Source organism: Sulfitobacter sp., assembly GCF_036960155.1.
GTDB lineage: Bacteria > Pseudomonadota > Alphaproteobacteria > Rhodobacterales > Rhodobacteraceae > Sulfitobacter.
Genome location: NZ_JBALWB010000001.1, coordinates 680,657 through 704,436 on the forward strand (window position 1 = coordinate 680,657; position 23,780 = coordinate 704,436).

General features: G+C 54.2%; 27 protein-coding genes and 1 tRNA gene. 9 read left to right on the top strand and 19 right to left on the bottom strand.

All coding sequences use genetic code 11. The features are described from left to right. Positions 1-28: 28 nt before the first annotated feature. From pheT to V7775_RS03500, 5 genes are all read right to left on the bottom strand, one after another. Positions 29-2,428: a phenylalanine--tRNA ligase subunit beta gene (gene pheT / locus V7775_RS03480; RefSeq protein WP_335750466.1), complete on the bottom strand. Its 2,400-nt coding sequence runs from the start codon at positions 2,426-2,428 to the stop codon at positions 29-31. 66 nt (positions 2,429-2,494) lie between these two features. After that, positions 2,495-3,298, bottom strand: coding sequence for an alpha/beta hydrolase family esterase (locus V7775_RS03485; protein WP_335750467.1), 804 nt, complete (start codon positions 3,296-3,298; stop codon positions 2,495-2,497). 143 nt (positions 3,299-3,441) lie between these two features. Beyond that, positions 3,442-3,987, bottom strand: a complete 546-nt coding sequence (locus tag V7775_RS03490) for a hypothetical protein (RefSeq protein WP_335750468.1) — start codon at positions 3,985-3,987, stop codon at positions 3,442-3,444. Then, positions 3,984-5,057 (bottom strand): phenylalanine--tRNA ligase subunit alpha, encoded by a 1,074-nt coding sequence (gene pheS / locus V7775_RS03495; protein ID WP_335750469.1) that lies wholly within the window; start codon positions 5,055-5,057, stop codon positions 3,984-3,986. The genes V7775_RS03490 and pheS overlap by 4 nt, the downstream gene beginning before the upstream one ends. A gap of 94 nt (positions 5,058-5,151) precedes the next feature. After that, entirely contained in the window at positions 5,152-5,727 is a 576-nt protein-coding gene (locus V7775_RS03500) for a TetR/AcrR family transcriptional regulator (RefSeq protein ID WP_335750470.1), read from the bottom strand. 102 nt (positions 5,728-5,829) lie between these two features. Between V7775_RS03500 and V7775_RS03505 the strand changes: the two genes are divergently transcribed. Continuing rightward, the gene (locus tag V7775_RS03505; RefSeq protein WP_335750471.1) at positions 5,830-6,417 is read left to right on the top strand and encodes an NAD(P)H-dependent oxidoreductase; all 588 of its coding nucleotides are present in this window, start codon (positions 5,830-5,832) and stop codon (positions 6,415-6,417) included. Between the two features lie 73 nt (positions 6,418-6,490). On the opposite strand, the gene rplT is transcribed toward V7775_RS03505, so the two are convergent. The 4 genes from rplT to pyk form a co-directional block, all read right to left on the bottom strand. Beyond that, positions 6,491-6,856 (bottom strand): 50S ribosomal protein L20, encoded by a 366-nt coding sequence (rplT, locus tag V7775_RS03510; protein ID WP_335750472.1) that lies wholly within the window; start codon positions 6,854-6,856, stop codon positions 6,491-6,493. A gap of 11 nt (positions 6,857-6,867) precedes the next feature. Next, the gene (gene rpmI / locus V7775_RS03515; RefSeq protein WP_025063609.1) at positions 6,868-7,068 is read right to left on the bottom strand and encodes a 50S ribosomal protein L35; all 201 of its coding nucleotides are present in this window, start codon (positions 7,066-7,068) and stop codon (positions 6,868-6,870) included. A gap of 129 nt (positions 7,069-7,197) precedes the next feature. Continuing rightward, positions 7,198-7,422 (bottom strand): hypothetical protein, encoded by a 225-nt coding sequence (locus V7775_RS03520; protein WP_335750473.1) that lies wholly within the window; start codon positions 7,420-7,422, stop codon positions 7,198-7,200. Positions 7,423-7,455: 33 nt separating this feature from the next. Further along, positions 7,456-8,901, bottom strand: coding sequence for a pyruvate kinase (gene pyk, locus V7775_RS03525; protein WP_335750474.1), 1,446 nt, complete (start codon positions 8,899-8,901; stop codon positions 7,456-7,458). Positions 8,902-9,092: 191 nt separating this feature from the next. Here pyk and V7775_RS03530 point away from each other — a divergent pair, with 191 nt between their 5' ends. Together V7775_RS03530 and V7775_RS03535 are read left to right on the top strand one after the other, a co-directional pair. Then, on the top strand, positions 9,093-9,410 hold the full coding sequence (locus tag V7775_RS03530) for a DUF1244 domain-containing protein (protein ID WP_335750475.1): 318 nt from the start codon (positions 9,093-9,095) through the stop codon (positions 9,408-9,410). A gap of 178 nt (positions 9,411-9,588) precedes the next feature. Beyond that, entirely contained in the window at positions 9,589-10,416 is an 828-nt protein-coding gene (locus V7775_RS03535; RefSeq protein WP_335750476.1) for a calcium-binding protein, read from the top strand. A 56-nt stretch (positions 10,417-10,472) separates the two neighbouring features. Here the strand turns inward: V7775_RS03535 and V7775_RS03540 are convergent, their stop codons facing one another. The 3 genes from V7775_RS03540 to dgcN form a co-directional block, all read right to left on the bottom strand. Next, the gene (locus V7775_RS03540; RefSeq protein ID WP_335750477.1) at positions 10,473-11,333 is read right to left on the bottom strand and encodes a D-amino-acid transaminase; all 861 of its coding nucleotides are present in this window, start codon (positions 11,331-11,333) and stop codon (positions 10,473-10,475) included. A 4-nt stretch (positions 11,334-11,337) separates the two neighbouring features. After that, entirely contained in the window at positions 11,338-12,303 is a 966-nt protein-coding gene (gene dgcA / locus V7775_RS03545) for an N-acetyl-D-Glu racemase DgcA (protein WP_335750478.1), read from the bottom strand. Positions 12,304-12,380: 77 nt separating this feature from the next. After that, the gene (gene dgcN, locus V7775_RS03550; protein ID WP_335750479.1) at positions 12,381-13,382 is read right to left on the bottom strand and encodes an N-acetyltransferase DgcN; all 1,002 of its coding nucleotides are present in this window, start codon (positions 13,380-13,382) and stop codon (positions 12,381-12,383) included. Between the two features lie 244 nt (positions 13,383-13,626). Between dgcN and V7775_RS03555 the strand changes: the two genes are divergently transcribed. Next, positions 13,627-14,583 carry an L-malyl-CoA/beta-methylmalyl-CoA lyase gene (locus tag V7775_RS03555; protein ID WP_335750480.1) on the top strand — a complete coding sequence of 319 codons (957 nt, stop codon included), beginning with the start codon at positions 13,627-13,629 and terminating at the stop codon, positions 14,581-14,583. Between the two features lie 51 nt (positions 14,584-14,634). Here V7775_RS03555 and V7775_RS03560 read toward each other — a convergent pair whose 3' ends face one another. Further along, entirely contained in the window at positions 14,635-15,087 is a 453-nt protein-coding gene (locus tag V7775_RS03560; RefSeq protein ID WP_335750481.1) for an Lrp/AsnC family transcriptional regulator, read from the bottom strand. Positions 15,088-15,159: 72 nt separating this feature from the next. Here V7775_RS03560 and V7775_RS03565 point away from each other — a divergent pair, with 72 nt between their 5' ends. Then, on the top strand, positions 15,160-15,753 hold the full coding sequence (locus tag V7775_RS03565; RefSeq protein ID WP_335750482.1) for a LysE family translocator: 594 nt from the start codon (positions 15,160-15,162) through the stop codon (positions 15,751-15,753). Here the strand turns inward: V7775_RS03565 and V7775_RS03570 are convergent, their stop codons facing one another. After that, on the bottom strand, positions 15,754-16,191 hold the full coding sequence (locus tag V7775_RS03570) for a hypothetical protein (RefSeq protein WP_335750483.1): 438 nt from the start codon (positions 16,189-16,191) through the stop codon (positions 15,754-15,756). A gap of 102 nt (positions 16,192-16,293) precedes the next feature. Between V7775_RS03570 and V7775_RS03575 the strand changes: the two genes are divergently transcribed. After that, positions 16,294-17,256, top strand: a complete 963-nt coding sequence (locus V7775_RS03575; protein WP_335750484.1) for an acetyl-CoA carboxylase carboxyltransferase subunit alpha — start codon at positions 16,294-16,296, stop codon at positions 17,254-17,256. Positions 17,257-17,303: 47 nt separating this feature from the next. Beyond that, positions 17,304-17,762: a protein-tyrosine phosphatase family protein gene (locus tag V7775_RS03580; protein ID WP_335750485.1), complete on the top strand. Its 459-nt coding sequence runs from the start codon at positions 17,304-17,306 to the stop codon at positions 17,760-17,762. Here the strand turns inward: V7775_RS03580 and V7775_RS03585 are convergent. From V7775_RS03585 to V7775_RS03595, 3 genes are all read right to left on the bottom strand, one after another. Further along, a complete protein-coding gene (locus V7775_RS03585) occupies positions 17,746-18,180 on the bottom strand; it encodes a GNAT family N-acetyltransferase (RefSeq protein WP_335750486.1) in 435 nt (144 codons plus the stop codon). The two genes, V7775_RS03580 and V7775_RS03585, sit on opposite strands and share 17 nt — an antisense overlap. 181 nt (positions 18,181-18,361) lie before the next feature. Next, positions 18,362-19,012 carry a GntR family transcriptional regulator gene (locus tag V7775_RS03590; RefSeq protein ID WP_335750487.1) on the bottom strand — a complete coding sequence of 217 codons (651 nt, stop codon included), beginning with the start codon at positions 19,010-19,012 and terminating at the stop codon, positions 18,362-18,364. A 55-nt stretch (positions 19,013-19,067) separates the two neighbouring features. Next, positions 19,068-19,754 carry a M48 family metallopeptidase gene (locus V7775_RS03595; RefSeq protein WP_335750488.1) on the bottom strand — a complete coding sequence of 229 codons (687 nt, stop codon included), beginning with the start codon at positions 19,752-19,754 and terminating at the stop codon, positions 19,068-19,070. 110 nt (positions 19,755-19,864) lie between these two features. Here V7775_RS03595 and V7775_RS03600 point away from each other — a divergent pair, with 110 nt between their 5' ends. Further along, on the top strand, positions 19,865-20,194 hold the full coding sequence (locus V7775_RS03600; protein WP_335750489.1) for a TIGR02300 family protein: 330 nt from the start codon (positions 19,865-19,867) through the stop codon (positions 20,192-20,194). A gap of 127 nt (positions 20,195-20,321) precedes the next feature. Beyond that, a tRNA-Ala gene (locus V7775_RS03605) sits at positions 20,322-20,397 on the top strand. Between the two features lie 587 nt (positions 20,398-20,984). On the opposite strand, the gene V7775_RS03610 is transcribed toward V7775_RS03605, so the two are convergent. After that, entirely contained in the window at positions 20,985-22,244 is a 1,260-nt protein-coding gene (locus V7775_RS03610) for a glycerate kinase type-2 family protein (protein ID WP_335750490.1), read from the bottom strand. After that, on the bottom strand, positions 22,241-23,737 hold the full coding sequence (locus tag V7775_RS03615; protein ID WP_335750491.1) for a malonate--CoA ligase: 1,497 nt from the start codon (positions 23,735-23,737) through the stop codon (positions 22,241-22,243). The genes V7775_RS03610 and V7775_RS03615 overlap by 4 nt, the downstream gene beginning before the upstream one ends. Positions 23,738-23,780: the final 43 nt, after the last annotated feature.

The window sequence follows — 23,780 nt, forward strand, 5'->3', positions numbered from 1 at the left end:
TCCATCAAATTCAAACCGTCGCCTAAGTTCAGGCGCGCAACACGCCACCCGTTGCTTTAGCTACCTTCTCGATAACCTTGGCACTAAGGGCTTCAATATCCGCATCCTTGAGCGTCTGTTCACGCGGTTGCAAACGTACCGTCAGCGCAAGAGACTTCTTGCCCTCACCAAGACTGCCGCCAATGAATTCATCAAATACGCGCACGTCCTCGATCAAAGTCTTATCCGCACCCATCGCAGCATTGACCAATGTCAGCGCCTCAACATCCGCATCCACAACAAAAGCAAAATCACGCGTAACAGCTTGCAGATCACTCGTCTTGAGAGCAGGACGAGTCGCCCCAGCTTTACGTTTTAGCGGCACTTCACCTGGCCATAGAGTAAACGCCATCGCAGGGCCCTTCACATCCATCGCTGCCAGCACTTTGGGATGTACTTCGCCAAAAATACCTAGCACCTTCTTGGGACCAAGGCAGATCTTGCCGTGACGGCCCGGATGCCACCAGTCAGCTGCACCGCGCAGAATTTGCACTTTTGCTGGTGCGCCAATAGCTGCCAAGATAGCTTCCGCATCCGCTTTGACATCAAAGACATCGACATCGCGTGCAGCACCCAGCACGTCTTTTGGACCAGTGCGGCCAACCAACAGGCCAGAGATCAGCATATGCTGCTCACCCGGTTCACCGCCATGGAACGCAGGACCAACCTCAAACAGTGCCATGTCAGCAAAACCGCGCGCTTGATTGCGTGCAGCAGCCTGCAACAGACCGGGCAACAACGCCGGGCGCATGTGGCTCATGTCATTGCTGATTGGGTTTTCCAGACGCGTGACATCTGTACCACCACCGAACAATGCAGCAGAGGGTTGGTCAATAAAGCTGTAGGTCACACATTCATTGTACCCCAATGCAGCAGCAGTACGTCGCGCCGCCACTTCGCGGCGCTGTACAGGTGACATGATCGGGCGCGGCACACCTGCGGTCAAACGGGGTAGCGGACGACCTTCCAATTTGGTCAGGGACGCAATGCGTGCCACTTCTTCAACCAGATCAGCTTCGCCTTGTACGTCAGGGCGCCAACTTGGCACGTGGGCCATATCGCCTTCCAGACGGAAGCCAAGCGCAGTCAACGTCTGACGTTGCTCAGATTCGGGGATATCCATACCAACCAGCGAAATCACGCGCTTGGCATTCAAACGGTAAGCACGCGACGTATCCGGCACCTTGCCAGCCACAACAACCTCGGATGCTTCGCCGCCCGCATGATCAAGGATCATCCGCGTTGCGTGTTCGATCCCGTAGGGTGTCCACTCTGGGTCAATGCCCCGCTCAAAACGATAGCGTGCATCGGAGTTCACCTTAAGCGCGCGACCCGTGTATGCCGTACGCACCCGATCAAAATAGGCGGCCTCAAGGAAGACATTTACGGTTTCTTCGGTCACACCAGATTGCAAACCACCCATCACGCCACCGATGCTCTCGACGCCATTCGCATCAGAGATCAACGTCATACCTTCGGTAAAAGTGTATTCCTTGTCGTCCAAAGCAAGCAAGGTTTCACCACCTTTGGCACGGTGCACCCGCAGTGTATTTCCCGCGATCTTATCCGCATCAAATACGTGCAAAGGGCGGTTACGGTCGTAGGTGAAGAAGTTTGTCACATCGACCAAAAAGCTGATCGGACGCAGGCCAATCGCGCGCAGCGCATCCTGAAGCCACACAGGCGACGGACCATTTTTCACACCTCGAATGAGACGGCCATAAAACACCGGACACTGTTCTAGCGTGTCTTCATCAATGCTCACACTTACGGGACACGGGAACATGCCCTCAACAGCAGCGACTTCGCGCTTAATGAGCTTGCCCAAACCGCGCGCCGCCAGATCACGTGCAATACCGCGCACGCCCAGCGCATCAGGACGGTTGGGCGTAATCGCAATTTCAATCACCGGATCAACCTTGGCAGGATCGTTTTCCGCCAGCCAATCAACAAAGCTATCGCCAACATTCCCTGACGCCAGCTCAATGATGCCGTCATGTTCGTCCGACAGCTCAAGCTCCTTTTCGGAGGCCATCATGCCAAAGCTTTCGATCCCGCGAATTTTGCCCACACCGATGGTGGTATCGATGCCCGGCACATAAACACCCGGCTTGGCGATCACGACGGTGATGCCTTCACGTGCGTTCGGCGCGCCACAGATGATCTGTTGCAGGCCTTCATCCGTCTCAACCTGACACACACGTAAGCGATCCGCATCGGGGTGCTTTTCGGCGGATTTCACAAAACCCAACGTAAAACCGCGCAGCTTGGCGCCACGATCTTCGACGCCCTCCACTTCCAGACCCAAATCGGTCAGGGCATAGGTGATTTCATCAACCGAAGCCGTGGTGTCGAGGTGCTCTTTGAGCCAAGAGAGAGTGAATTTCATCGCGTGCGTCCTTACGGGCCTATTTGCCGTTTGGGTAACGCCTTATGGCGCGCTTTTCAACGCCATTCACGGATATCGCGGCGTCTGGCTTGCCAACTCGTCCAACTGCCAGCCAATCCAGCCATGCGGGATAAAGTGACCGCCAGTGTGTACATCCAATGTGACGGTATGATCATCGGCGCAATCGCTCCATTGTGTGCGCTGAAACGCAAGGAACGGCCTGATCTTGTAGCTGCCCTGCGCAGTGCTGCTGCCACACTCAAACGCGCCACGCCAAAGCGCGACAGGATAGGTTTCGTCCCCGCCTGCCCCCATCGGGAAATCCATCACCGTGTCATCCAACCCATGCACATGGCGCACCTCGCGCGGCATGGTGGCGCACTCAGTGTCTTGAGGCAGCGAACCACTGATCGCCAATAGAGCAGCAACATCCGTTCCATTGTCACAGGCATAACGCCACGCCATGGCCGATCCAAAAGAATAGCCCGAAATATAGATACGCGAACGATCAATCGGATAACGCTTGGCCGCGTCTTCGATAACGGCGGCGGCAAAATCAACATCCGCACTGCCAGCGCGCCAGAAATCCCACGTGCGCCCAAGGCCATTGGGTGCAAGCAGCAAAACCCCACGGCTGCGCGTATGGGTTGCGATGCGGGTGTGCTTCACGATCAAATCACCCTGCCGCCCCCAGCCATGAAAATGCAGCAAAACGGGCATGGGCGTTTCACCATCCCACCCGTCAGGTGCGCGGACGTGATACGAGCGGTCACCTAATGCGCAGGCAACCTCCCCTTCACAGGCAGATTTCCACGGCCCCATGGCAGGGAGGAGCGTTAAGGCGATAAGAATGGAGAGAAATTTTTTCATCTGATGCAACGTAGCGGCAGCAGCGGTGCTGTCACCTCACATTACCGTAAGCGCCTTCAAGCTAAAATTGGTCAGCGCATAGGTGATCTCATCAGCCGAAGCCGTGGTGTCGAGGTGCTCTTTGAGCCAGGAGAGAGTGAATTTCATTTCTTCTTTCCTTCATTCCGCCGCCAATTGAAACGATCATAGCAAGTCGATATTCTATGTATCATTCCAAACCGCGACCAACTGAGTATGTCTAGCCTGAGAGAATTCAAGAAGTTCGTGGCAGCTTCTCTCGAGCTCTCTTTCTTTCTTTTCATAATGCTAGCGTCAGAATTCACTTCACAGCCACCCATATAGCCTGAAAGTTCATTTGCGTATTTAAGAAAGATAAGTGCTTTTTCTTCTGTTCTGCGCGAACAGAACAGAACCATCTTTGGTTGAGCTGCCTTTGCTTTTCGTAATGCCAACTCTATGGGCATCTGTTCAGTTTCGTTCAGAGCAGCAAAAAAATCGACCAGAGCATCCGCAGCAGCGGCTGAGCTGTTCACTCGCTGATCGAGAAGCCAACGGTTCCGATCCATCCAGCCTTTTAGTAGATAAGCTGCCGAGCCAATAAGGGCTGCCCATACGATATCGCTCTCAGGAAAAAAACGACCAATCTGAACAAGAAAACTCACATGGTCAGAACTGATTGGATCACTCACCTACTCAAGCCACCATGCAAGTTAGGCTGATCCAAGCTGGCAAACCCATAGTGACGCAACCAGCGCAAATCGCTATCAAAGAACGCCCGCAAATCGGGGATGCCGTATTTCAGCATCGCGATGCGGTCGATGCCCATGCCAAAGGCAAAGCCTTGCCAGATGTCCGGATCGATCCCGCCAGCGGCCAGCACTTTAGGATGCACCATGCCGGAGCCAAGGACTTCCATCCAACCGTCACCCTCACCAATGCGCAGCTGGCCGTCGACCCACGAACACTGGATGTCGACTTCGGCGGATGGCTCGGTGAAGGGAAAGTGGGACGCGCGGAAGCGGGTCTTGATGCCGTCAATTTCAAAGAACGCCGAGAAGAATTCCTCAAGGGTCCATTTGAGGTTCGCCATTGAGATATCTTTGTCGATCGCCAGACCTTCAACCTGATGGAACATCGGCGTGTGCGTTTGGTCATAATCAGCGCGGTACACACCACCGGGGCAGATGATGCGCAGCGGTGCGCCCTCGGCCTCCATCGTGCGGATTTGTACGGGGCTGGTGTGGGTACGCAAAACGTGCGGCGGGCGCTCATCACCCTCAGCGCGGGCCATATAGAACGTGTCCATCTCGGCGCGCGCAGGGTGGTGTCCCGGAATGTTCAGCGCGTCAAAGTTATACCAATCGGTATCAATGCGCGGCCCCTCAGCCACGGAAAATCCCATCTCGGCAAAGATCGCGGTGAGTTCTTCGGTAACCTGAGACACAGGGTGCAACGTGCCCGCAGGACGCTCACGCGACGGCAGCGTGACATCGAGCCACTCGCTGCGCAGGCGCTCGTCCAATGCGGCATCGCCAAGGGCGGCCTTTTTGGCGGCAAGTGCGCTGTTGATTTCGTCTTTTAACGCGTTCAGCGTGGGGCCAGCTACCTGACGCTCTTCTGGGGTCATCTTGCCCAGTTCACGCATCTTGAGCGCAACTTCGCCCTTTTTGCCAACAGCAGCCAGACGGATATCTTCCAGTCCGGATTCATCACCTGCATTCGCAATCTGGCTCAGGTACTTTTGCTTGAGATCATCCATGTCACATACGCCCTTTAGAATATGCAATCCTGCTACCAGAACCGCGCGCAAACGCAACCCATTGGGCACGTTGGCGTGGCTCTAAACCAATGTCTTAATGTGCCAGCAGCCACGGCTTTAGATACGACCGTAGCCTACTTTGTATCGCTATATCGGAATGAAGCGCGCAAAAATGCAGCGCCAGCGTTTGGAAAACAAAGGCCTGAATGCCTTCGGCCAAAATCTTGGGGGCAACATCACGCCGCAGCCCGTCTGCGTTCAACCACCCCATCACTACCGTTTCGTGACGCCCAATGCACATACCGATTGGGCCAATATCATCAATCAGCGCAGCACCTGAATACCGCAGGATCAGATCGAAAACGTAACGCTCACTGACCATGAATTGCAGCATGGGCAGCATTTCATCCACCATGGCGTCGATTGTTGCGGGCGCTGGAACCTCGGACAACGCATCAAGGATGCTATCCAAACGCGCTCCGATCAGACGCTCCATCAACGCATCCTTGTCGCGGAAGTGCGCGAAGAATGTACCCTTGGCGACACCCGCGCGCGAAACCACCTCCTCCACTCGAAGCGCGTCAAAACCACCTTCCGATACTATCGCCTCCCCCGCCGCAATCAACTTGGCACGTGTGGCGAGCGTTCTTTTTTGAATCGGTTTTTCCATACGCTTTCATTTCACATTTATTGACCGTTATCAAATTGATGTTGACCGTGGTCATTTTTGTACGTAATTAATAATGACCACGGTCAATTAAATGAGAGTCTCATGACAAAACGCATTTTTATCCTCAACGGCCACCCAGCCGATACATCCCTGAACAAAGCCTTGGCACAGGCCTATGCCGTTGCCGCAAAAGCTGCTGGAAATCACGTTCGCACACAGAACTTAAGCGAGATGGATTTCGACATCGATTATGGCTTTGGCGGGTTTGCAAACCACAAACCACTTGAACCTGCATTGGAAACCATGATGCAAAACATCGAATGGTGTGAGCATCTGGTACTGGTGACGCCAATGTGGTGGGGAGGCATACCTGCCAAGCTGAAGGGCGCCATCGACCGTAGCTTCCTGCCTGGCCGCACGTTTGATTCGCGGGTGCCACCCGGAAAGATGCCCCTCCCCATACTTAGTGGACGCAGCGCACGGGTAATCCTTACCTCAGATACGCCGCGCTGGTTCCTGTCGTTGATGTACCGCAGCGCGATCATCCATCAGCTGCGAAAACAAGTTCTCAAGTTTGTCGGCATCACCCCGACACGCTTCACCTTTTTGTCAGGTGCCAGCCACCCCAAGACCGGACAAGTTGATCGTTGGCTCACGCAGGTCGGCGCATTGGGCACCTCGGCCACCTAACCCACTACCAAACGAAAAAAGCCGCCCCCATTTGGGAGCGGCTATTCTCTATCTGTTTAAACGTTCGAGAGCCTTAAGCTGCCAAAGACGCCTGTGCTTGCTTAACAATCGCAGTAAACGCTTCTGGCTCGTTCACGGCCAGATCAGCAAGAACCTTACGGTCAACTTCGATACCGGCAATGTTCAAACCATTGATGAAGCGTGAATACGTCAGCTCTGCATCATGGGCGCGCACAGCCGCGTTGATCCGCTGGATCCACAATGCGCGGAAGTTGCGCTTGCGATTTTTGCGGTCACGGGTTGCGTATTGGTTGGCCTTATCGACGGCCTGGCGTGCGACCTTAAAGGTACTCTTACGACGGCCATAATAACCTTTGGCTGCCTTAACGACCTTACGGTGACGGGCGTGGGTAACTGTACCACCTTTTGTACGGGACATATCGGCTCTCCTTAGCGGTCGTAGGGCATAAAGCCCTTGATGATCTTGGCATCAGCAGGACAAAGTGCTGTCGTGCCGCGTGCGTTACGCAGGAACTTGTTGCTCCGCTTGATCATGCCGTGCTGTTTACCAGCTTGGCTGCCGATGACCTTACCGGTCGCCGAGATCTTAAAGCGCTTTTTTGCGCTCGATTTCGTCTTCATCTTGGGCATTTCCGTCTCCTATAGTCTACGGTTTATGCGCGACTCGGCATGCCACTTGAGGCCGGCCACGCAGGAATGAAAGCTGGCTATAGGCTGCACCGCTAATTAACGCAATAGAGGAAAGCAGCAGTGCGCCAGTTAGGGCATAAAACGTGCAATTACGTTCACAAACACATCTGGTATTTGCTGCAATTGGTAGCCACCGGGTTTACCCTGAACGGCAAACACGATGAGACCACCCGCAATCAGGACTGTAATAGCCGAGGCGCGCGGTGCGCGTTTGTCTGTTAGCGCGGATAGAATCGAAGGGACCGACAATGCCGCAATGACAATGCCCACAACAAGCGCAAGATCTGTATCCAATGTGTTAGTCCCTTCGTTAACGTTTCCGTGAGATTACTCCGGATCAGACGCGAAGATCAAACGTTCATCGCAAGGGGCAACGCGCAGGATATTTGTGCTGCCCGGTACGTTGAAGGGCACACCCGCCGTTACCACGACAAAATCTTCCTCATTGGCAAAACCTTCTTCGCGCGCGGCGCGCGCCGCACTCACAACTGCCTTCTTGAATCGATCTAGTTCTTCGGTAAGCACGCAGTTCACGCCCCAGCTTAACGCCAAACGGCGCGCCGTATCGACCAACGGGGTCAGCGCGATGATCGGAACACGAGGCCGCTCACGTGCCGTCAGCAGAGCCGTGGTGCCTGAATGAGTGAAACAACAGATCGCCTTCACATCAGTTGTTTCCGCAATCTCGCGCGCAGCGGCAACCATGGCATCGGCAATCCCTGATCGTGATGCTGTGCGGCTGGATTCGATGATTTGCGTATAGGTCGGGTCACGTTCAACCTCGATGGCCACATTATCCATCATGGTAACCGCCTCAATGGGGAAGCTACCAGCGGCCGATTCGGCAGACAACATGATCGCATCTGCACCCTCATAAATTGCAGTCGCAACATCGGATACTTCCGCACGCGTTGGCATCGGGCTTTCAATCATCGACTCTAGCATTTGGGTCGCGACAATCACTGGTTTGCCCACGGCCCGGCATCGACGGACCAGACGCTTTTGAATTGGTGGCACTGCAGAGACTGGCAATTCAACACCCAGATCGCCGCGGGCGACCATAATGCCATCGCTCACAGCAAGAATATCGTCGAACCGTTCAACAGCGGAAGGTTTTTCAATCTTGGAAAGGATCGCCGCGCGACCTTTTACAAGCGCGCGCGCCTCGGTCACATCTTCAGGTCGCTGCACAAAGCTAAGCGCAAGCCAATCCACACCCAGCTCACATGCAACTTCCAGATCCGCTAAGTCCTTTTCGCTAAGAGCTGCCAAAGGCAGCACCACGTCAGGAACGTTCACGCCCTTACGGTTGGAAATCGCACCACCTGTGATGACTTCGCAATCAGCAAAATCAACGCCGCAGGCTTTAACCTGCAAGCGGATTTTACCGTCATTCACCAAAAGGGATGCACCCTCTTTCAGCGCTGAAAAAATCTCGGGGTGCGGCAGGCAAACACGTTGCAAATCGCCCGCAGCTTCGTTTAGGTCAAGCCGGAAGGCAGCTCCAACAACTAGGTCTTCGCTTTCATTTGCAAACACGCCAACGCGCAGCTTGGGCCCCTGCAAGTCCGCCAAAATCCCGATAGTCGAGCCCAATTCTTTTTCGACGGCGCGGATCACCGCGTGCTTGGCGCGAATTTCGTCATGGGTGCCGTGGCTCATATTCAGGCGGAACACATCCGCGCCAGCCTTGTGCAAATTGCTGATCATTTCATGCGTATCAGAGGCGGGTCCAAGCGTGGCCAGAATCTTTACATTGCGTTGGCGTCTCATACTTGTGTTCCTTTACCTCGAGTTTCGGCGGAATGTTAGCGCTCACACCACCCATTTATCAAGCTTTACCTTCATATCAAGGGAACTTGAACCCGAAAACCATTTCAAGGGCGTGACAATACAGCAATAGCATATAACTTGACCGCACTTCGCCCTGCATTCATCTAACATGCTAACCCACAGGAGCCATCATGACCGAATACAGCCAACAAGAGATCGAACTTCAGGCCGCCGCGTTCCGCCGTTTACAGCAGCATTTGATGCAAGACCGGGCAGACGTTCAAAACATCGACATGATGAATCTCACGGGCTTTTGCCGCAACTGCCTGTCCCGTTGGTATCAAGAGGCCGCTGCCGAACGTGGTGTCGAAATAGGCAAGATCCAAGCACGTGAGCTGTTTTACGGCATGACCATGGACGAATGGAAAGCCAACCACCAAACCGAGGCAACTGGCACACAGCAAGAGGCATTCAAAACCGCCTTCGCTGAGAATGTCGGAAAAGAATAGCTTCGAAAAATAGCATCTGTAAATCCAGCAGCACCAGCGACCTATCGCCTTTCGGAGACACTCAGCAGATCAAACAACCTGAAGTAGTCAAACAACCAACGTGTCCCCGGCCAATTCCTGCCTTGTTTCAAATTTAACTTTAACTCAACGTTATTCAAAATTGAAATAGGCCCCTAGAATGCTTGCACTGTTACTCGTCCCTGCCCTGCTGGGGCTCGCGCTTTTTATAGATGAAGATACTGGCGGTGATGACAGCGACATCGTCAACTCTAGCGAAGAAGACGCAATTGACCCCGTAGAAGGAAATGATGAAAGCAATCTCATTTTTACTGAAGGCGGAAATGATTTCATTCAGGCCAATGGCGGCGCAGACACAATAGACAGCGGAGCAGGGAACGACACCATCTATGCTGGTGATGGCGATGATTCCGTGATTGGTGGCGAGGGTGATGACCTTATATTCTTAGGTGACGGAGAAGACATCTATGTCGCCGAGGAGGATGAGGTCACCGATCGTGGAAATGATATCATCCGCGGTGGTTCTGGAGATGACGGGATCGTCGACTTCCGCGGCAGCGATACTCTTTATGGCGACGATGGTGATGACGTCCTTGCTGCCTTCGGCATAGGGAATACACCTGATGCTCCCGACACCCTCGATGGCGGCTCAGGTGAGGATGTTTTGTTCGGTGACAATGGAGACATCCTTACTGGCGGCGACGGTGCTGACATTTTTGCAGCGATCCAACCTGCAAGTGTGGACACCGAAGCGGTCACAATAACGGACTTCGAAATCGAAAAAGACACGCTAATTGTATTCGTTCCAGAAGCGAACGACCCCGCAGAAGAAATCGAATTGCGCTACGATTCAGATGAAAATGCCTTACGTGCATTTTGGCGGGATGAGGAAGTGGCCGTGTTGAACGGACTTAATGACAGCGACGCATCCAACGTGGACATTTCTATCATAGATGCCGCAGATCTTCAGCTGGCCGGATTTGCGTAAGCAGCTTAGCCCCCTCAGACATTAACTCACTGAGGGGGCTTAATTTGAGCGACTACTTAAACCGCTGCCTTGCGCATCTCTTCGAGGTAAATCTCGCGTAGGCGCAGCGCCACTTTCCCCGGCGTACCCTCACCCAATTCAACACCGTCAATTTCGACGACAGGCATCACAAAGGCGCTGGCCGAGGTTGTGAAGGCTTCATCCGCTTTTTGCGCTTCCTCGATAGTAAAGGAACGCTCCTCGACCTCCATCTGGGCCTCACGCGCAAACCGCAGAACTGCCGAACGGGTAATGCCGTGCAAGATATCAGTGCTCAATTGGCGTGTGATGATCTTATTGCCCTTAACGATATAAGCGTTGTTGGATGTGCCCTCAGTCACCATGCCATCCTCAACCAGCCACGCATCGTCACAACCCGCCTTTTTGGCCATCATCTTACCCATTGACGGGTAAAGCAGCTGGATTGTCTTGATGTCGCGGCGGCCCCAACGGATGTCTTCGATGCTGATAACCTTTGCACCTTTTTTGGCAGCAGGGCTGTCGGCCATACCCGGCTTGTTCTGGGTAAACAGAACAATTGTCGGCACTGTTGTTTCAGGATCAGGGAAGGCAAAGTCGCGATCTCCGTCAGAGCCCCGTGTGATCTGAAGATAGATCAAACCTTCGTTGATCTCGTTTGTGCTTACCAGCTCACGATGAACTTCCAGCAGGTCTTCTTTGGAAATCGGGTTGCGCATGTCCAGCTCACTCAGTGAACGCTCAAGACGTACCGCGTGACCGTCAAAGTCGATCAGCTTACCATCCAGAACTGATGTCACCTCATAGACGCCATCTGCCATCAGAAACCCACGATCAAAGATTGAAATCGTGGCTTCATTTTCCGGCATATATTCGCCGTTTACGTAAACTGTCCGCATCGTCTTATCCCCAAAGTTCACGGCTGGGCGGGTGCACGCCAGCCTTATCAAATATCAAAGCTGCATCGCGGTCTTCGGCCAACAACAGCGGCCCGTCAAGGTCTACAATCTTGGCGCCCTGCGCTACAAGCATTGCTGGTGCCATTGCTAAAGACGATCCAACCATGCAGCCGACCATCACGTCATAACCTTCGGCCAGCGCAGCATCACGCAATGCAAGTGCCTCAGTAAGGCCGCCTGTTTTATCCAGTTTGATATTCACGACATCGTACTTCCCTTTGAGCCCCGCAAGACTCGCGCGGTCATGGCAGCTTTCATCGGCGCAGACGGGCACGGGACGGTCCATCCCAATCAACGCGTCATCCTCACCAGCGGGCAGCGGCTGTTCAACCAACGCAACGCCAAGGCGCACCAAATGCGGCGCAAGATCTGCATATACTTCGGCGGACCAGCCTTCATTTGCGTCAACAATAATAGTGCTATCAGGCGCGCCTGCGCGCACGGCCTCTAGGCGAGGCATGTCATCGGGTGTACCCAATTTGATCTTCAACAACGGGCGAAAGGAATGCTCGGCAGCTTGTGCGCGCATCTTTTCCGGCGTGTCCAAGGACAATGTATATGCGGTGATCTCGGGCTTAAGCGGCGCAAGACCGGCTAATTCCCACGCGGATTTTCCGCTGCGCTTTGCTTCCAGGTCCCACAGCGCGCAATCTACTGCGTTGCGCGCAGCACCTGCGGACAGAAGATCGTACAGCGCCTCGCGGGTCAGCTGACCACTTAGTCCCTTGATCTCGGCGGTGACACTTTCCAGCGTTTCGCCATAACGCGCATAGGGTACACATTCGCCCATGCCCGTCACGCCATCATCTGTGATGCGAACCGTCAGCACCTTGGCTTCGGTGCGTGATCCCCTTGAAATCGTAAATACCTGCGCCAATCGAAACACATCTGCGGTTACTTCAATCTGCATCATCACTCCTCACGCGAGATGCAAAGGGCACATCAGCGCCCCTTGCAGTTCACTATTACTCTTAACCTTAACGTGACTTATAGCGCCGCCAAAGCTTCTGCCAACCGCTCAGCACCGTGTCGGAATGGATCAACTGCAGGCAAACCCATCTCAGCTTCGACCTTTGCCAGATAGGCGCGGGCTTCGTCTTCGGACATGTGCTGAGTATTCACGGAAATGCCAATAACTTTACAATCTGGGTTGGCGACTTTGGCCAGAGTCAGGGCAACGTCACGAATCGCAGACATTTCGGGAACCTTATAGTCAGGCAGTCCGCGCATATGTTCGCGCGTTGGTTCGTGCGAAATGATCAACGCATCAGGCTGACCACCATGGATCAACGCCAGCGTCACACCAGAATAGCTCACGTGGAACAAGCTGCCCTGCCCCTCAATGATATCCCAGTGATCTGCATCATTGTCCGGCGTCAGGTATTCAACAGACCCCGCCATAAAGTCGGCAACCACCGCGTCTAATGGAACACCATCACCTGTGATCAGAATACCCGTCTGACCTGTCGCGCGGAATGTGCATTTCATACCGCGTTCACGCATGGCAACGTCTAGCGCAAGCGCTGTGTACATCTTGCCAACCGAGCAATCGGTCCCAACGGCGAGAACCCGTTTGCCTGTCCGCTTAACACCAGTTGCGATTGGGTAATCAACGGTAGGGATGCGCACATCATGCAACACCCGGCCATGCTTTTCAGCCGCCTCAACCAGGTCCGCTTCTTCGTTCAACAGGTTGTGCAGGCCAGATGCCAGATCATAGCCCATGGCCAACGCCTCGATCAGCGCCTCTTTCCACATCTGGGAAATTTGGCCACCACGGTTGGCAACACCAATCACAAGTGTCTTAGCGCCAGCTTCCAGCCCCTGAGCCAAAGTCATATCAGCCACACCAACGTCGGCCTTACACCCATCCAAACGGAACTGCCCCAAAGCGTTCTCGGGGCGCCAATCCTTGATGCCTTGTGCCACTTTGGCGGTCAATTGATCAGGGGCATCGCCCAGAAACAGCAAATATGGGGTTTGGATCATGGTTCGATTCTCCGCTAAGATATGACTTTTGCGCAGATTGCGCCAAAACTCACGCAATTCAATTGCTTTTCTCTCAAGAGACGCCACGTTGGCGCACAATTTTACGAATATTCGTCAAATATGCACACGTTTTTTGCATCTCTTGAAATGCTGCAAGTGCAAAACACTCTTGCAGGGCGCCGCGTAATTTTATAACCCCGACAGGCAAGTATACGACATTTTATGTCTTAAGAGGATCGGCCCCATGAGCTTTCGCCTACAACCCACCGCGCCCGCACGCCCAAACCGCTGCCAGCTGTTCGGCCCAGGCTCCAATACAAAACTATTCGCAAAAATGGCAGTATCAGCTGCGGATGTGATCAACCTTGATCTCGAAGATAGCGTTGCGCCAAATGACAAAGACATGGCCCGCGCCAACGTCATTGAAGCCATCAACACAGTGGATTGGGGCACAAAAACCCTTTCCGTGCGGATCAACAGCCTCGATACGCCCTACTGGTACCGCGACGTTGTGGACCTGTTGGAACAAGCTTCTGAGCGCCTTGACCAAATCATGATCCCAAAGGTTGGCTGTGCCGAAGACGTCTATGCCGTCGACGCATTGGTCAGCGCGATTGAAGCTGCAAAGGGCCGCAAGAAACGCATCGCCTTCGAAGTCATCATCGAAAGTGCCGCTGGCATCGCACATGTGGAAGCCATCGCCGCATCCTCCCCCCGCCTCGAAGCGATGAGCCTTGGTGCGGCCGATTTTGCCGCCTCAATGGGCATGCAAACCACTGGCATCGGCGGTACGCAGGAAAATTACTACATGCTGCGCGAAGGCCAAAAATATTGGTCAGACCCGTGGCACTGGGCACAAACAGCTATCGTTGCGGCCTGCCGTACCCATGGCATCCTGCCCGTTGACGGCCCATTCGGGGACTTCTCGGACGATGAAGGGTACCGCGCGCAGGCGCGCCGCTCTGCAACACTGGGTATGGTTGGCAAATGGGCCATCCACCCCAAGCAGATCGCAACCGCGAACGAGGTCTTCACACCCTCCGAAGAAGCAGTCACTGAAGCGCGCGAAATTCTAGCCGCAATGGAAACCGCAAAAGCCAACGGCGAAGGCGCAACCGTCTACAAGGGCCGCCTTGTGGACATCGCCTCCATCAAACAGGCAGAGGTCATTGTGCGTCAGTCTGAACTCTTTGCAGGTTAATCGCTCTCAAGCTCAATATTTGCGGCTCGCCTTTGGCGGGCCGTTTTTCATTTAGGCCCGTTCATCCTTAGGTGATCCCATCACAACATATGACGTGATTTTTGCCACCTGCGGCAAGGCCCCTAAATGATCGGTGTGAAACCGTTTGTAATCAGGTAGGTCAGCACATTCGACGCGCAGCAGATATTCGATTGTTCCAGTGATATTGTGGCATTCCCGCACTTCTGGTGCGCGAGAGATCGACCTTTCAAAGGCCTCCTGTGAGGCCTTGCTATGGTCACTCAGTCCTACACCAATATAGGCTACAAACCCCGCACCCATCGCGGCCCGATCAAGTACCGCGCGGTACCCTTTGATAACCCCACGCCTTTCAAGCTCTTGCACCCGCCGTAAGCACGCTGAAGGCGACAATCCCACCCGATCCGCGAGTTCCAGATTGCTGATCCGGCCATCTCGACCTAGCACACGCAATATCTCATCTGATTTTTGATCAATTTTGGTCATAGATTGTGCAATTCCTCAATTATGCCCAAAGTTTGCAATTTCATGTCGCGCATTTCAATCAATCATTGCGCCATGACATTTGAAACTCTCACCGCCCTTGCGGTTTTCGCCTTTGTAAGTTCCGCAACGCCGGGGCCAAACAACTTGATGCTTATGGCGTCTGGAGCCAACTTTGGTTTCTGGCGTTCGATCCCACATATGCTGGGCATTTCCATTGGATTTATGGTGATGTTGTTTTCTGTTGGCAGTGGGCTGGTCCAGATATTTGACCGCTTCCCAGTCATTTATGACATCTTAAAAGTCGCCAGCGTCATCTACATGCTTTGGCTGGCGTGGAAGATCGCAAACGCCGCGCCGATTACAAAAAGCGCCGACGCAGGTGTTCCCATGACATTTTTACAGGCCGCAGCCTTTCAATGGGTTAATCCAAAAGCATGGGCAATGGCCCTGACGGCAGTCACTGTCTATGTCGGGGACTCAGCGATGATCTGGCTGGCCGCAGGTGCGGCGCTATTTAGCCTCATCAATCTACCGTCTGTTTCCATGTGGACAATCGCCGGACAGCAACTCCAGCGCATCCTTACAAATCCGCGTCGTTTGCGGGTCTATAATTGGACGATGGCAACATTGTTGGTCGCCTCGCTGTACCCCGTTTTGCAGAATTAACTAGTAATTGCGCAGCGCGATCTTTCCAGCATCGCATAATTTACGACAATCAGATGCGTCGTGGCCCACGTCTGATTGCATCATAACGCCATCCGTACCTGGCCCCTCAAAGCGAAAATCGTCACACTCACCATCCCTGGGCCAGTCTGATTTGTTATCCCCAAAGTTGATCTCGTGGCACTGAGTTGCGGCAAGCGCTTCCTTAAAGTCCCAGATCTTAAGCTGCCCCATGTCATAGCCGCGCTTGCAGTCGGTTCTATCCTTGCCCGTGTCATCCGCATCCAGACTGGACGCCATGGCGGCACCGCGAAACCGTCGATCATCACATTCGCCGTCTTTCGCCCATTCACTGCTGTTGTCACCAAACTGGACAGACTGCGCCAAGCCGAATTGAGGGACCATCACAGCCAATGCAATGGCTAGGTAAAACTGTTTCATCACTTCACTCCTTGTTGCCCAATTCAATAACGCTACCGCCACGCGTTGCAAACCGATGAATTGACCGCCATATAATGACCAATAATCTGTGCGGAGCATGCAATGACCCAGTATATGGACTTTGAAAAACCCCTAGCCGAGATTGAGGGAAAGGCCGAAGAGCTGCGCGCGATGGCGCGGCGCGACCCTGAAACCGATGTGACCGAAGAGGCAAAAGCGCTCGACGTTAAAGCGGATAAAATGCTGGACGACTTGTATCAGAACCTTACGCCTTGGCGTAAGTGTCAGGTTGCACGCCACCCAGAGCGCCCTCACTGCAAAGATTACATTGAGGCGTTATTCACCGAATACACCCCCCTTGCTGGTGACCGCAACTTTGCAGATGACCATGCAATTATGGGCGGGCTTGCGCGGTTTAACGACAAACCTGTCATGGTGATCGGCCATGAAAAAGGGGATGATACGACCTCCCGTATCGAACGTAATTTTGGCATGGCCCGCCCTGAGGGTTACCGGAAGGCTGTTCGTCTGATGGAAATGGCCCACCGTTTTGGCCTGCCTGTCATCACCCTTGTGGATACACCGGGCGCATATCCAGGCAAAGGTGCCGAAGAACGCGGCCAATCCGAAGCCATCGCACGTTCAACTGAGAAGTGCCTCGCGATCGGCGTCCCACTTGTGAGCGTCATCATCGGCGAAGGTGGTTCTGGCGGTGCTGTTGCATTCGCAACCGCCAACCGTGTCGCGATGTTGGAACACTCCGTCTATTCCGTCATCACGCCTGAAGGCTGTGCCGCAATTCTGTGGAAAGATGCCGAAAAGATGCGCGAAGCCGCCGAAGCCCTGCGCCTGACCGCACAAGACCTCAAGCAACTTGGTGTCGCTGACCGGATTATCCCCGAGCCCAGAGGCGGCGCGCACCGTGACCCGCAAACGACGATTGCATCTGTGTCTGAGGCAATTTCTGAAATGCTAAAGTCATTGGAAGGCAAGGCCCCCAAAGCGCTGATCAAAGACAGGCGCGAGAAGTATCTTGATATGGGTGACCGAGGACTGGCAGCCTGAATACGCTATACCCCCTGATCACTAAACTGCCGGGTTCGCTCGCTATTATGGCGCGCCCGCATGACGTATCAGGGGATATTGCCGCAGCTCACAGCGCTGGAATTGATACCATCGTTTCCCTGCTAGAGCCCGCCGAAGCCGCGAAATTTGATCTCAAGGATGAGGCCAAAATTTGTGCGGCTTTGGACATAACCTTCCTAAATCATCCCATCCGCGATATGCACCTACCTGATCCAGACAGCTTTGCTGCGTTTACCGCTGACCTCGCAGATCAGCTAATTCACGGCGCAAATATTGCGGTTCATTGCTATGCTAGTATCGGGCGTTCAGGAATGTTGACCTGTTCCATTTTGGGGCATTTTGGATTTGATGCGGAAATGACACTGCAACATGTCAGCGCCAAACGTGGTGTGCCAGTGCCTGACACCCCAGAACAGGCGGCATTCATCCGCACATCAATAGCCGCTCAGATTGCCCGCACGACGCAACCTAAAACTTCATCCTAAAGCGCACGCCGGCTGCATTAAATTCTTCAAAGCCCGCAGAACGGTAAATATCCTGCGCGTGCACGTTTTCGGGGTGTGTTCCAACGGTCAAATACCTCGCACCTTCGGCCTTAGCACATGCGATTGCAGCATCGATCAGGGCGCGCCCCACACCACGCCCCCTCGCCGATTCGACAACAAATATATGATGTAAATCCATGCCTCGCACACCAAATTGCAACTGCGACAAGGGGCAAAGAGCAGCATAGCCCAACCCTTCGGCAACCAGCACCCGCACCCAAGGCGATGGTCCAAGTGCATCACGGCGCAGCTCGTCCACAGTGATTGCCGCCTTGTCGCCATGATGCGTCGCCAACGCTTGGATCATGGGTAGAACGTCAAGAATATCTGCTTCAATGATGGGTCGTATCTGGGTCATGTTCAGGCTCCTGAGAGGCCATCCGCCCACGCCACAAACCCGCACAGACGGCGGCACGATAAATTAAAATATAGGGGGATCGTCCGCGCGTTATATGGAGCGGCGATAATACACTGTGATATGAGAGCTTTCAGTTTTCATATCTCAACATCACCCGTCCAATACGCTGGGTCAAGATGCCCTAGCTCGCCAACATCCGCAGGCCTTGTGTTACGTCAGAACGTACCGCAAGCCGCAAACCTGGTTCATCCCCTGCACGTAAGGCCGCAATAATAAGGCGATGGAAGTGAGGCGGCTCGGTTCGGCGCAAACGACCATAAAGCGCGCGCATTGTTGGGCCCATCTGCAACCAGACCGTTTCTGCCATGGCAAGCATCGCGGGCGCTTGAGCCCGCAGATAAAGCGTGCGGTGAAATTCCAGATTAGTACGGATATAGCTCACCGCATCACGATGTGCGACAGCCTCACCGACCTTTGCATTGATGTTTTGCAGCCGTTCAATCAACGCCAAATGCGCACGCGGCAACGCCCGCGAGGCAAGCTCTACCTCAATCAGGGCACGCAGAGCGGCTAGTTCTTCAATTCGTTCATTGTTCAGCAGCGGCGTCGAAATCCGGCCCGAGTTGGACATGCTCAGTGCGCCCTCAGCAACCAGCCGGCGAATAGATTCACGCGCAGGCGTCATCGAGACTCCATATTCCTTGCCAAGCCCCCGCAGCGTTAGGGCATGCCCTGGGGGTATGTCACCATGCATGATGCGCGATCGCAGATGGCGATAGACGCGGTCATGCGCTAATGGAGCGGGGTCAATTGGACGAGCGGTCAGTGTCATATTGCCCTTGTGATCACAACAACGATGAACGTCAATGATGTGATCACAAAATTGGTTAAAACTTGTATCGGTGCAGCGTACTGCCATGCGTGCGTAACCAGCTCCGTGCAGCAGAATAGTCGCCGTATATCCGTGTCACCTCCGCCCAAAACGCGGCTGAGTGATTCATTTCTGCCAAATGCGCAACTTCATGGGCCGCTACATAATCAAGCACCTCGGGCGGGGCCATCACCAGCCGCCAAGAATACATCAACCCACCATCCGAGGTACATGACCCCCAACGTGACCGCGTATCGCGCAACGATAGGCGTGTGTAACCACGCCCCAGTCGCGCGGCATAATCATCACTGGCCCCAGCCAGCCTATCACGTGCCAATTCCTTGAGATGCGCGCTAAGACGCTTGCCCATGCGTTCGGGTGGGCCTGGAACAAAAATACCATCTGGTGTGATCTTTACGCGACGTCCCGTCCCAGCAAGAACTGGATACATCCGTCCACTCAGAGGCAGCTCAGCACCTTCACCTATCATCACATCCTCGCCACGCGCGCCTAGATGTTTGCGAATCCATGCTTCTTTGCTGCGGGCAAAATCCATCGCTTCGCGCTCAACCAGCCGTTTTGGCATCGTTAATGTAACGCGCCCATCCAATTGACTGATACGCAACGAAATACGCTTTGCCTGCGCAGAGCGCCGCAAGATCAGGGGGATGGGCGGGTCTCCGGGCAGATGCGGGTCGGACATATCAGGCTCTTGGTATGGGGTGAATTGGCTTTAGACTGGACAGCACCCTTTGCATATGGCAATTGCGCTGAATCATCTAGACACAACACCAAGTATAAAAGGGGAAATCCATGCCCAACGAAGAATGGGGAACCAAGCGCCTCTGCCCCACCACGGGCAAGCGTTTCTACGACCTAAACAAAGATCCGATCATCAGCCCGTACTCGGGCGAAGTGGTTGAAGTCGATCAATCCAAATCCCGCATGATTGCCGCTGATGCTGCAGATGCCGCGACCACAAAAGCCAAAGCTGCTGAGGTCAAGGACGAAGATGATCTGGTCGATGACGACGATGTAGACGTAGATCTGGACGACGATCTGCTGGACGATGACGAAGACGATAGCGATACTGTTCCGCTCGAAGAAATCGCGGACGTAGCAGCAAACGAAGACGATAGCTAAATTGCTGTGGCGGGTGATGCGTTTTTCGCTTGATCCCGCCGCCGCTTGTGCCTAGTACACGGCGCATTGACCCTGTTGGGTCAAACTCAGATCCTCTAGGGGATACCATTCCACGCTTGCGTGATTTGGGGCATTAGCTCAGCTGGGAGAGCGCCTGCATGGCATGCAGGAGGTCAGCGGTTCGATCCCGCTATGCTCCACCAATCACCCCTCAAGTGGGTGAAGGCCTTACAGGGCCATAAAATCAAAAGCCTTCCTGAATATCACACAAAAAGCATGGGCGACTTGTCCAAGTACCCTGCGTTGAGGTGAGCGAAGAGCGACATTTATGCCGTCACTAGCCATTTGCGACTTGACCGTGAGCGATGCCAACTTGGAGAATGAACGGCTAGGCGGTGTGACTATTGCTCCAGCACCGCTGAAGAAGAGTTTCAGTATTTTTCGGGTTTTTCTAAACGGGTTTGTCCCAGAGCAAATTGTGGAACCGGACGTCGCGCTGAAACTGAAGTCGATCCCCACAAACCTCCCCCAGTCGAAAAAAACGAGAACCGTTTGAAGCCAAAGACCTACAAGTGATACTTGGCGACCACTTTCTCCTTAAAGTTCGCTCAGGCCAGAACACCGCAAGCACTCAATCTACAATTTTTCCTGTTTTTGCGCGTACTAGGCACTATTGATTACGGCGTTTTCGGGCATAGGACGTCATTGGCGGTTTCTACCGCGCTCCCTGATCTCGCCTATTTCGACAGCCCTCTTGAGAGAGAGCCCACTTATTTCCTGACACGCTACCCTAGCCGTCAATCAAGATTGCGCGAAAATCATTCACGTTGGTGCCCGTAGGGCCCGGCTTGAAGATAGTGCCCGCACCGTCAAATGCCCCCCACGCATCATTGCGGCGCAAGGCATCTGCCGGATCAATTCCAGCTGCGCGCATTGCTACTGCAGTGCCGCCATCTGCAAAGGCACCTGCGTTATCTTCAGAACCGTCAATCCCGTCTGTATCCGCAGCCAGTGCAGTGATACCTGTCATACCTTCAATCGCCTGTGCAAATGCCAGTAAGAACGCCGTATTGCGCCCCCCGCGCCCATCTTTATGGCGCAGGGTCACAGTTGTTTCACCGCCCGACAGCACAACAATCGGAGCTTTGAACGGGCGGCCCTGCGTGGCCACCTCGCGCGCGATTGCCGCATGCATCTGACCGATGACCTCGGCCTCGCCCTCAATTGCATCTGACAGGATGACCGCAGGCACGCCCGCGGCCTCTGCTGCGCTTGCTGCAGCCTCAAGCGAAAGCCGCGCCGATGCGATGACATGCACCTCGTTTGCCTCGAACACCGGATCATCAGGCATAGGCGCCCGTACAAACCCTGCCAGCACAGTAGGCGGCAATTCCAACCCGCGTGCCTTAATCAGGCTCAACGCGTCCTCCAGTGTCACGGCATCGGGAACCGTCGGGCCAGAGGCCACTTGTGCAGGGTCATCGCCGGGAACATCCGAAACAACAAGGCTGACCACCCGCGCCGGATGCGCCAAAGCAGCAAGGCGCCCGCCTTTGATCCCACTTGCGTGTTTGCGTATCGCGTTCATCACGCCGATGGGGGCACCAGAGGCCAGCAGTGCCTCGTTCAGTGCCTGCTCGTCCTCTAGCGTCAGCCCTTGAGGTGGGCAGGGCAGCAATGCAGAGCCTCCACCGCATATAAGCGCCACCACTAAATCATCTGGCCCAAGGTTTGACACAGCCTCAAACAATGCGTCAGTCGCAGCCAGCCCTGCGGCATCAGGCACAGGGTGTGAAGCCTCCATCACGCGAATCGATTTTGTCGGACAGCTATAGCCGTACCGCGTGACCACAACGCCCTGAACAGGACCATCCCACAAGTCTTCGAATGCCGCGGCAAGGTGCGCTGAACCTTTGCCAGCACCTACAACAATTGTGCGCCCTTTTGGGCGTTGTGGCAGGTGTGGTTCTAATGCGGCACGCGCATCCGCTGCTGTTACAGCAGCATCAAACAGAGAAGTCAGAAACGCTTGTTTAGTCGGGTCAATCATGTGCCAAATTCCTCTCGCAGAGCGACCTTCTGCACTTTGCCCATGGTGTTACGCGGCAATCCATCCAGCACGCGATATTCACGCGGTTGCTTGAACCGTGCAAGCGCCTCATTCACTGCTGCTTTCACGGCCTCCAAATCAATTTGCACGCCCGCCTCGGGCACCAGCACCGCCAGCGGCACTTCGCCCAGATCATCATGCGGGATACCGATCACTGCACTTTCTAACACACCCACTTGGGCATCCAGCACCAATTCCAGTTCTTTGGGGTAGATGTTGTAACCCCCAGAAATGATCAGATCTTTGCCGCGTCCAACGATAGTGACATAACCTTCTTCGTCTTGCACACCCAGATCCCCAGTGATGAAGAACCCGTCTTCTCGAAGTTCTTCTTTGGTCTTTTCAGGCATGTTCCAATATCCTTGAAATACATTAGGCCCACGGACCTCAACCACGCCTGTCTCACCGCGCGCCAATTCAGTTCCGTCACCATCTGCAACCCGCAACGCCACATCCGGCAACGGCAGCCCAACAGTGCCCGCGCGCCGCTCACCCTCATAGGGGTTAGAAGTATTCATATTCGTTTCGGTCATGCCGTAGCGTTCCAAAATACGGTGACCAGTACGTTCTTCAAACGCGACATGCGTATCGGCCAGCAAGGGTGCTGAGCCCGAGATGAATAGACGCATATTTACTGTCAACGAATGATCAAACCGGACATCATCCAGCAGGCGCGTGTAGAATGTCGGCACACCCATCATTGCTGTGGCGCGGGGCATCCATTCAATCATCTGGTCGATATCAAGCTTGGGCATGAACACCATCGAACCACCCGCCATCAACATCACATTGGTCGCAACAAACAGGCCATGCGTGTGAAAGATCGGCAATGCATGCAACAGCACATCATCGCGCGTGAACTGCCACAGTTTTTTCAACGTTGCCGCATTGCTGATCAGGTTTTTCTGGCTCAGCATGGCGCCCTTAGAACGCCCTGTTGTGCCTGAGGTATATAGAAACGCGGCGAGATCATCTTCACTGCGTTTAACCGTCTCAAAGGTCTGGCTCTGGTTATCAGCACTATCGCTCAGAGTGCCGCCTGCTGCATCCAATGTCGCGAATGCAGCGCCTGATGCTTTTGCAACGGCGTCCAACTCATCCGCCCGCGCAGGATCCCCAACCAGCAACGCCGCGCCACTATCCCCTACAAAATAGGCCAATTCAGCAGCCTTATAGGCCGTGTTCAACGGTAGGAAAATCGCACCCAATTGCGCACATGCCGCGTAAAGCGCCAGCATATCTGGGCATTTCTCCACCTGTACCGCCACACGGTCACCAGTATTTACGCCATACCTTTCAAGAGCATGCGCCAACTGTGCTGCACGGTTTACAAATTCTGCATGGGTGATGACCCCGCCTTCTGGCAACTGCAAAAAGGGTGTATCTTTGCCAGCGTAGGGCGCAAACATCGTGTCATACAGCGGGTTATTCATGGATGGGCCTTTGTTTCTAGGTACCCTACCTTAACCCAGCATT

Bases quoted from the DNA above. Each gene is read 5' to 3' on its own strand.
- V7775_RS03560 (WP_335750481.1), bottom strand. From the start codon at position 15,087: ATGACCAAAATTGATCAAAAATCAGATGAGATATTGCGTGTGCTAGGT.
- V7775_RS03500 (WP_335750470.1), bottom strand. From the start codon at position 5,727: ATGGAAAAACCGATTCAAAAAAGAACGCTCGCCACACGTGCCAAGTTG.
- dgcA (WP_335750478.1), bottom strand. From the start codon at position 12,303: ATGCAGATTGAAGTAACCGCAGATGTGTTTCGATTGGCGCAGGTATTT.
- V7775_RS03555 (WP_335750480.1), top strand. From the start codon at position 13,627: ATGAGCTTTCGCCTACAACCCACCGCGCCCGCACGCCCAAACCGCTGC.
- V7775_RS03610 (WP_335750490.1), bottom strand. From the start codon at position 22,244: ATGATTGACCCGACTAAACAAGCGTTTCTGACTTCTCTGTTTGATGCT.
- pyk (WP_335750474.1), bottom strand. From the start codon at position 8,901: ATGAGACGCCAACGCAATGTAAAGATTCTGGCCACGCTTGGACCCGCC.
- V7775_RS03590 (WP_335750487.1), bottom strand. From the start codon at position 19,012: ATGACACTGACCGCTCGTCCAATTGACCCCGCTCCATTAGCGCATGAC.
- V7775_RS03505 (WP_335750471.1), top strand. From the start codon at position 5,830: ATGACAAAACGCATTTTTATCCTCAACGGCCACCCAGCCGATACATCC.
- dgcN (WP_335750479.1), bottom strand. From the start codon at position 13,382: ATGATCCAAACCCCATATTTGCTGTTTCTGGGCGATGCCCCTGATCAA.
- V7775_RS03575 (WP_335750484.1), top strand. From the start codon at position 16,294: ATGACCCAGTATATGGACTTTGAAAAACCCCTAGCCGAGATTGAGGGA.
- V7775_RS03580 (WP_335750485.1), top strand. From the start codon at position 17,304: ATGGCGCGCCCGCATGACGTATCAGGGGATATTGCCGCAGCTCACAGC.
- V7775_RS03600 (WP_335750489.1), top strand. From the start codon at position 19,865: ATGCCCAACGAAGAATGGGGAACCAAGCGCCTCTGCCCCACCACGGGC.
- pheS (WP_335750469.1), bottom strand. From the start codon at position 5,057: ATGGATGATCTCAAGCAAAAGTACCTGAGCCAGATTGCGAATGCAGGT.
- V7775_RS03535 (WP_335750476.1), top strand. From the start codon at position 9,589: ATGCTTGCACTGTTACTCGTCCCTGCCCTGCTGGGGCTCGCGCTTTTT.
- pheT (WP_335750466.1), bottom strand. From the start codon at position 2,428: ATGAAATTCACTCTCTCTTGGCTCAAAGAGCACCTCGACACCACGGCT.
- V7775_RS03565 (WP_335750482.1), top strand. From the start codon at position 15,160: ATGACATTTGAAACTCTCACCGCCCTTGCGGTTTTCGCCTTTGTAAGT.
- V7775_RS03595 (WP_335750488.1), bottom strand. From the start codon at position 19,754: ATGTCCGACCCGCATCTGCCCGGAGACCCGCCCATCCCCCTGATCTTG.
- V7775_RS03540 (WP_335750477.1), bottom strand. From the start codon at position 11,333: ATGCGGACAGTTTACGTAAACGGCGAATATATGCCGGAAAATGAAGCC.
- V7775_RS03585 (WP_335750486.1), bottom strand. From the start codon at position 18,180: ATGACCCAGATACGACCCATCATTGAAGCAGATATTCTTGACGTTCTA.
- rplT (WP_335750472.1), bottom strand. From the start codon at position 6,856: ATGTCCCGTACAAAAGGTGGTACAGTTACCCACGCCCGTCACCGTAAG.
- V7775_RS03615 (WP_335750491.1), bottom strand. From the start codon at position 23,737: ATGAATAACCCGCTGTATGACACGATGTTTGCGCCCTACGCTGGCAAA.
- V7775_RS03570 (WP_335750483.1), bottom strand. From the start codon at position 16,191: ATGAAACAGTTTTACCTAGCCATTGCATTGGCTGTGATGGTCCCTCAA.
- V7775_RS03530 (WP_335750475.1), top strand. From the start codon at position 9,093: ATGACCGAATACAGCCAACAAGAGATCGAACTTCAGGCCGCCGCGTTC.
- V7775_RS03485 (WP_335750467.1), bottom strand. From the start codon at position 3,298: ATGAAAAAATTTCTCTCCATTCTTATCGCCTTAACGCTCCTCCCTGCC.
- rpmI (WP_025063609.1), bottom strand. From the start codon at position 7,068: ATGCCCAAGATGAAGACGAAATCGAGCGCAAAAAAGCGCTTTAAGATC.